The sequence below is a fragment of the uncultured Campylobacter sp. genome, assembly GCF_938030785.1.
Classification (GTDB): Bacteria; Campylobacterota; Campylobacteria; order Campylobacterales; family Campylobacteraceae; genus Campylobacter_B.
In genome coordinates, this window is record NZ_CALHIK010000058.1 from 1 (window position 1) to 6,751 (window position 6,751).

6 protein-coding genes and 1 pseudogene are annotated in these 6,751 nt (G+C 50.2%); 1 reads left to right on the forward strand and 6 read right to left on the reverse strand.

Features of this window, described 5'->3' with window-relative positions; translation table 11 throughout:
• From Q0438_RS03030 to Q0438_RS03055, 6 genes and pseudogenes are all read right to left on the reverse strand, one after another.
• Positions 1-216, reverse strand: a pseudogene (locus tag Q0438_RS03030) (DUF2809 domain-containing protein); the annotation flags it as partial.
• 62 nt (positions 217-278) lie between these two features.
• Entirely contained in the window at positions 279-1,025 is a 747-nt protein-coding gene (larB, locus tag Q0438_RS03035; protein ID WP_299187249.1) for a nickel pincer cofactor biosynthesis protein LarB, read from the reverse strand.
• Complete coding sequence (larE, locus tag Q0438_RS03040; RefSeq protein ID WP_299187239.1) at positions 1,012-1,794, reverse strand: ATP-dependent sacrificial sulfur transferase LarE; 783 nt, start codon at positions 1,792-1,794, stop codon at positions 1,012-1,014. The genes larB and larE overlap by 14 nt, the downstream gene beginning before the upstream one ends.
• Complete coding sequence (gene larC / locus Q0438_RS03045; protein WP_299187240.1) at positions 1,766-3,013, reverse strand: nickel pincer cofactor biosynthesis protein LarC; 1,248 nt, start codon at positions 3,011-3,013, stop codon at positions 1,766-1,768. The genes larE and larC overlap by 29 nt, the downstream gene beginning before the upstream one ends.
• Positions 3,014-3,015: 2 nt before the next feature.
• A complete protein-coding gene (gene larA, locus Q0438_RS03050) occupies positions 3,016-4,266 on the reverse strand; it encodes a nickel-dependent lactate racemase (RefSeq protein ID WP_299187242.1) in 1,251 nt (416 codons plus the stop codon).
• 144 nt (positions 4,267-4,410) lie between these two features.
• On the reverse strand, positions 4,411-6,078 hold the full coding sequence (locus Q0438_RS03055) for an anaerobic C4-dicarboxylate transporter (protein ID WP_299187244.1): 1,668 nt from the start codon (positions 6,076-6,078) through the stop codon (positions 4,411-4,413).
• A 243-nt stretch (positions 6,079-6,321) separates the two neighbouring features.
• Here Q0438_RS03055 and Q0438_RS03060 point away from each other — a divergent pair.
• On the forward strand, positions 6,322-6,751 hold a 430-nt coding region (locus tag Q0438_RS03060), incomplete at its 3' end, for a hypothetical protein (protein ID WP_299187246.1).

A 6,751-nucleotide genomic window follows, 5' to 3' on the forward strand; every position in this document is an offset into this window, starting at 1 on the left:
TAAAGGCGGCGCGCTAAATGCAGCCCGAGCCAAAGCATAAAGCAAGATGACAGCCAAAACGTCACCCGCGTAGTGGCGCACAAAGCCGCCCTTTACGCAGATCGCGATGTAAATTTCAACCGCCAAAATCAAAACCGCCGCAGCTAAAAACGCTAGCCTCGTCCGCGCGCTTTGCCTTGTTTGCGGCTTTTGCTCTCTTAAATTTTCCCCTCGCAACGCTTTCCTTTTAAATTTAGCCTTCAAATTTAGCCGTTAAATTTGCCTCGCGCGGCGTAAATTTAGAGATGATTTATCAGGCTCGCGTTATATGCGGCGCCGAATCCGTTGTCGATATTTACGACGCTGACGCCGTTTGCGCAGCTGTTTAGCATCGCTAGCAGCGCCGCTAACCCGCCAAAGCTCGCGCCGTATCCCACGCTGGTGGGCACCGCGATCACCGGTACGCTCACGAGGCCTGCGAGCACGCTAGCTAGCGCGCCCTCCATGCCAGCTACCGCGATCACGACCTTTGCGCCGCGTATCTCGTCTAAATTTGCGATCAGCCTGTGTAGTCCCGCCACGCCTGCGTCGTTAAATTTACGCGCGTCGTTGCCTAAAAATCGCGCCGTCTCGTACGCCTCCTCCACGACCGCGCCGTCGGCGGTGCCGGCAGATACTATCGCGATGTAGCTTTGCGTGAGCGCGAGCTCTTTAAAATTGACGCTGATGACGCGGCCGCGAGCGTTAAATTCTGCCTGCGGAAACGTCTCGCGCAGCCGTTTAAAAACCCGCTCGTTCGTGCGCGTGATTAGGATATTTTGCCGCCTTGCGCCGATCGCAGCAGCGATGCGTAAAATTTCATCACCCGTTTTACCCTCGCCGTAGATCACCTCGCCCTCGCCGTTTCGCAGGGCGCGCTGAGTGTCGATCTTGGCGCAGCCCACGTCCTCGTAGGGGTAGTTTTTCAGGTATTTTAGCGCCTCTTGCTCGCTCACGCGGCCGCTTTTTATCCCCGCGAAAAGCTCTAAAATTTCATCCTCTCTCATGCAAAACATCCTCTCTAAGCCCCTTTAGATCGAGCGTCACCTCCGCTGCGCCAAGCGTCACGAGCTGCCTAACGACACTTTTAAACTTCGCGTCGTTTAGGAAGTCCTGCATACTAGAAAAGGGCATTTGCAGCTTTATATTTTTGCGGTCGCACCGCGCGCGGACGTTTGCGTAGCCGCTTGAGATGAGTAGATTTTCCGCCGCTTCGATCAAATTTAGCTCGCTCTCATCGATCTCGCGCCCGTGCGGCAAGCGCGTTAGCAAGCACGCATAGCCGGGCTTTTCGGCTGTGGGCAAATTTAGCTCGCGCGATAACTCGCAGATCTCGGCTTTGGTTAAATTTATCAGCGGCGAGAGCACGCCCAGCTCCTCTTTTGCCTTGAGCCCGGGGCGGTGTTCGCCCAGATCATCGCGGTTCGTGCCGTCTGCGACGCGGCTAAAACCAAGCTCACGGGCACGCTCGATTAGGCGCGAAAACACCGCCTTTTTACACAGATAGCAGCGATTTTCGGGATTGTCTTTGATCTCCTCCGCGACGCCTAGCTCTAAAATTTCATGGCGGATGCCGTAAGCGCGGGCAAATTCCACGGCTTCGGCGATCTCGCGCGAGGACATGTAGGGCGATCTTATCGTTATGCCGATTGCTCGCGCACCTAGCGCGTCGTGCGCCGCGCGCAGCAGCAGCGAGCTGTCCGTGCCGCCGCTAAATGCGACCGCGAGTTCGCCCAGCTCGCGCAGATCAGCCTTTAGTTTTTCTAGTTTCGTCATAGATTTTCAGCGCCTCTTTTCGCACCCGCTCGATCGTCGTGCCGTGCGCGAGCGCCGCGGCCTTGCAGTCCTCAAATTCGGGCTTTATTTTTTGCGTTTGGCAGGTGCCCGAAATTTTAACTCCTATCTCGCCAAATTTCGTCTGCATACGCACAAACTCGCGCTTTAGCTCGGTTTTAGCAACCTCTACCTCGCGAACGCCGATCGCCGTCGTGTGCGTAAATATCAGATCCTTTAAATTTTGCGCGTCCTGCTTGCGGCACAGCGCGTTTAGCTCATAGCCCATGCGCCCCTTTTTCATAAAAATAGAGCGACTAAAGACGTCTAGCGCGCCGTTTTCGCGTAAAATTTCACACGCAAGCGCGAAGCTCTCGGCATCCATATCGTCGATGTTCGTGGAGATTAAAATTTGTTTGCAAACCTCGCCGTAGCCAGCCTGCGCGCTTAAATTTGGCTCGCCGCTTTTGTCGTTTAAATTTTCATCCGCCTCGCAGATCATCGCGCGAAGCACGTTTGCAAAGTCCGCGATGTCTTTGCTGCCAGCTCCGTAGCCGATCTTTTCGATCCTAAAGCTCGCGCCGTCCGTAAACTCGTCCGCGCAAGCCTTTAAAATCGCCGCGCCCGTTGGCGTAGCCATCTCGAAATTTGCTCGCCCGAGGCTTACGGGCACGCCTTTTAAAATTTCGCAAACGGCGGGTGCAGGCACGCTAAGCTCGCCATGATCGCAGATCGCTATGCCGCCGCCAAGCTCGATTTTGGAGCTTAGCACGCGCGAGACGCCTAAATTTTCAAAAAGATATTCAAAACAGATCGCTGCGCCCGCGACGTCCGCGATGCTATCAACCGCGCCAAGCTCGTGGAAATGCACCCGATCTACGTCCGTGCCGTGGACTTTGGCTTCGGCCTCGGCAACTGTGCGAAATATAGCGTCCGCTCTTTGCTTGCAGCTCTGGCTTAAATTTGAACTCTCTAAAATTTGCCTTATATCGGTGTAGCTTCTGGCGTGGGGCTGCGATTTTAGCGGCACTACGTCGATTTTAGTAGCGGCGATACCATTTTTTAGCACGTTTTTTCGCTCCAGCTTAAATTCACCAGCTAAATTTAATTTCTCAAGCTCGGCGCAAAGATAGCCAAAATCCACTCCAAGCTCTACCAGAGCGGCCAAGTTCATATCGCCGCTAATGCCCGCGCTCGCATCGTAATATAAAATTTTAGCCAAGCCTAGGCCTTAGGCACCGTCATCGAGCCAAACGGCAGGATGATGATTTTGGCGTCCGCGCCCTTTTGCGTGAGTGCGTCGTCCACGGCCTTTTGGATGTCGTGGTATGGTTTTAAATGCACGGCTCGCATCTCATCGTCGCTGAGCTCACTCACCGCCCAGGTCTGCGCCCAGAGCGAGATTTCAGCCATTTTAGCGGCCTTGTGATAGCCGAGCTTAAAGCCCGCGCTGATCTTTTCGAGCACCTTTTTGGGCGTGTCGGCGGAGGCCATCAGGTCAAAAAACGGCTTTGGTCCGATGCCTGTGCGGCACTTTGCGACCATGATTAAAATTCCGTCCCGCGCAAGCGCTAGTTTGCCGTTATCTAGGGCTTTTTGCGCCTGGTAGAGATCAACGTCCATCGGATAGGGCGCGACTGAGATCACGATGTCGGCCTTGCGCGGGATATTTACGCAAAAGACCTCGTCTGCCTTTTTCACGCAGTCGTAAAAGCTGTCGTTTAGGTGTCCGGCGCTTGCGTAATACACGCCGTGCTCGCTATCAAGCACCGTCTGGATTGAAAAGACATCAATGTGCGCAAGAACTTTCATCGCGTCGATCATATCCTCGTGCACGGGGTTGCCCTCTAGGCGCAGAGCTTGCGCATCGGAGCTTAGGGCGAGCTTGTGATTTTGCGTGATGCTCTCATAAGACGCCGTGCCCGGCAAAAAGGCCTTTCTGCCGCCCGTGTAGCCCGCAAAATAGTGCGGCTCGACCGAGCCGATGACGATCACTTTTTTAGCTTCTGCTACGATTTTGTTTAGATACATCTGCGTGCCGTTTTTGCTCTCGCCTAAAAACACCATCTCATCGTGCTTGGAGTCGTGATCGTGAACTTCGTTTTTGGCGCTGATTTCCGCGTAAATTTCTTTGCCAAATATCATCTCGTACTCATCGAGCGTGCCTTCTCTGTGGCAGCCCGTAGCGATGATGAAAATTTTATTTTTTTCGCGGATTTTCGGGTAAATTTGCTTTAAAATTTTTGCCGTCGGCGTCGGTCTCGTGCCGTCGTTTACGATGATGACGATCTTTTCATCGCCCGCGATAAACTCATCAAAGCTTTTTTGATTTATGGGATTTGCCAGAGCCTTTGCGATGAGCGCCGTTTCGTCAAATTTAGCCACGGGGTTTGGATCGAAAACGCCGAGCAAATTTTTCTCGTTTATCTCTAAGCTTAGATGATCATCTTTGCCGTATGCGATAGGGATTTGCATATCTGCCTCCTATGTGGAATTTGGCGGGATTATAACGTAAATTTTATTTAAAACGATTTAGCTTTGCGCGGGCGCGGAGCGTTAATCTAAAGAATTTTGAAATTTAAAAAGCTCGCGAGTATGAAACTCGCGAGCGTATAGCTATTATAGATAGCCGTAAAGATGAGCGAAAATAAAGCCCACGCCGCACGACGTAAGCACGCCTATTAGACCGGGCAAGATAAAGCTGTGGTTGATGACGAATCTACCGATATGCGTAGTGCCCGAGCGGTCGAACTGGATTGCCGCAAGGTCGCTCGGATATGTAGGTAGGATATAGTATCCGTAGCAAGCCGGCGCGAATGCGATTATGAGGCCCGGATCGATACCGATGGTAACAGCGAGCGGAACAAAGGTCGCAACGGCGGCCGCCTGGGAATTTAGAAATTTACTGATTAGCAGCGAAACTAGAATATAGGTCCACGGGTAGGCCTTGACAACCTCTCCCAAAGACGCCTTAAGCATCTCGATATGGGCGGTAAACATCGTCTCCGCCATCCATGAGATTCCATAGATCGCCACGAGCGCAACCATACCGCTGTGGAAAATTTCGTTTTTGGCGATGCTGCCCGCTTTTATGCCCGAAGCGATCATCATAATGGACGCCGCTAGAAGCATGAAAATTTGAATGGTAAGAACCATATTTAAATTTGCGGTTTTCTTCATAGTATCTTTTACGACGATGCTTGCGTTTTCGATACTCTCGCTCTTATCGCCTGCGGTGATTACGACATTTCCGTCCTGAGCAACGATGCTTTGGGTAAGCTTTTTGTCTTTGTCGTAAATTTCGACGCTGTTAAATTTAGTAGCGTCTTTAGCTTTGGACTCTTTGACGTTTGAGATTACCTTGCCGCCCTCTACCGTAGAGACGACCTGACCGTCTTTAATCGTGATGTTTTTGACATCTTTTTTATCCACTACGATCTCTACGGATTTGCCCGGTGCGTTATTCGTCCATGCGGGGCGGAACTGCTTGTAGTATCCTAAGACCGCAACCAGCGCGATAGTGGCTAAGAATATCCACATACATACCCATTTAATGGTAGCTAGCTTCTGTCCAAGCAGAGTAGTGCTTTCGCCATAGATATATTTTTTCTGCTCCGGATCTTTGATCTTTTCTTGGAATTCAGGGTCTTTATCCAGATCCTTACCTCTAAAGATCGACCACGTTCCGATTACGAGCATTCCGATAAAGGTAGAAGGGATAGTAAGCTTAAGTAGATCCAAATAGCTACTAAAGCCCTCGATATGCACGCCTTGACCCAGCAAGATCGCGACCATCGAAACTCCAGCTACCGAAACGGGGCTAGCGATGATGGCAAGCTGAGATGAGATCGTAGATGCGGCCATCGGGCGCTCCGGGCGGACGTTGTTTTTAATCGCTACGTCGTAGATAATCGGAAGCAGCGTATAGACGGTGTGTCCCGTTCCGCATAAAATCGTAAGCGTCCACGCAACCATAGGAGCGATGATACATATAAATTTAGGATGCTTTCTAAGAAGCTTTTCGGCAAGCTGAAGCATAACGTCAAGTCCGCCCGTAGCCTGTAGCGTCGCACTCGCTACGACGACGGCCAGGATGGTAAGAATAACGTCAACGGCGGGCTTTCCGGGTTGAAGCTTAAAGCCGAATACCAAAATTACAAGTCCTATGCCGCCTAAAATTCCAAGGGCCATACCGCCCTTTTTAGCGCCGTAGAACAGACAACCAAGCACGATTATTAATTGAATAATGAACTGCTTGAATTCAGACAAACTCGTCAGAAACTCCATCGTTTCTCCTTTATAAAAATTAAAACAAACTTTGGCGATTATACTAACTTTTTATTTAAATAAAATTAAAGGGATGTTACAAATTTAAGATTTTATAAATTTGACGCCGAGCAAAGCGGGGTGCTTCTTTTCAAAAATTTAAAATTTTAATAAACTTGGCAAAGGCTTAAAATTTTATCATAAGCGGGGCGTTAAACCGATTTTTAAGCGATATGGGAGTATCATTTCCGTAGGGCAAATAATATGAAATTTTATAAATTCTGCATTAGTATTTTGATATTTTTATCGCAGGTTTGGGCGGATGCGGCAAGCTTCGATACCAATGCTACGCTGCGCCTAAGCGCCTACGATGCGAGCGCGAAGCAGCTGCTTTTATACGATAAAAGCAGCGAGATAAAGCTTTTTGACGCAGCTAAATTTGAGATAAAATTTACTCAAAAATACAGCTACAACGAAATTTCGGCGCTCGCTTTTAACGAGGGCAAAATTTATCTGGCCTTTGCGGGCTCCGAAATCATCGTGCTTGATAGCGAGCTTAAATTTTTAAAAGCGCTAAAGACGGGGCGGAGCGAAACGGCGAGCATAGACGCGATCTACACCGCCGAGGGCGCGATTTACGCTTTGATAAATAAAAACGAATTGATTAAATTTGAACCCGCTGTGAGCGAACCGC